This is a genomic window from Oribacterium sp. P9 (genome assembly GCF_046365365.1).
Classification (GTDB): Bacteria; Bacillota; Clostridia; order Lachnospirales; family Lachnospiraceae; genus Oribacterium.
The window spans coordinates 1-511 of the sequence record NZ_JBKEIS010000067.1 but is presented as its reverse complement, the minus strand read 5'-3'; the positions used below and the strand labels follow the sequence as shown (position 1 = coordinate 511).

The 511-nt window shown below is 48.9% G+C and carries 1 protein-coding gene; it reads right to left on the bottom strand.

All coding sequences use genetic code 11. The features are described from left to right. On the bottom strand, positions 1-466 hold a 466-nt coding region (locus tag ACK8P7_RS11035), incomplete at its 3' end, for a DUF6020 family protein (protein ID WP_410044242.1). Positions 467-511 lie beyond the last annotated feature (45 nt).

Genomic DNA, 511 nt, shown 5'->3' with positions numbered 1-511 from the left:
ATGTTATGGCGTTGTAGTGGTTGACCGCTTCGTCAAGGTCAAGAATTTTATCGATGACCTCCCTGTCCGAGTCGGGGATCCCCCCATGATTCAGCGCATAAGCAACTGTTTGCTGGAAAAACGTGCCCAGGTACTCGCCCTTATCGCCAGGAAGTACGTTCAAGGGATTGTATACAATAGCGGGGACGAGAAAAAGGCAGATGAAAGCAGGGGCAAATCCCTGCACGAGTATTGCCGCAATATGCTCGCGTTCAAAGACTACAAGAACGACGGCACAGGCGATGATAATGAAGGCGTTCGGTTTTTTCATCAGTGATGCAATTGTCCCCCAAAGCACAAGCAAAATAATCATTTTGCCGGATTGGAGGGAGGTGCCCTTAGTTCGAATCGCCTCGGCGAAGTAAATGGCCCACACAACAAAAGCCGCAAGTGCTATACAGTCGTTAAAGGGGCTCACAGCGTACATAGGAAAAGTTGGGAATAAGGCAAAGAACAGTAGGCCTACAAGTTG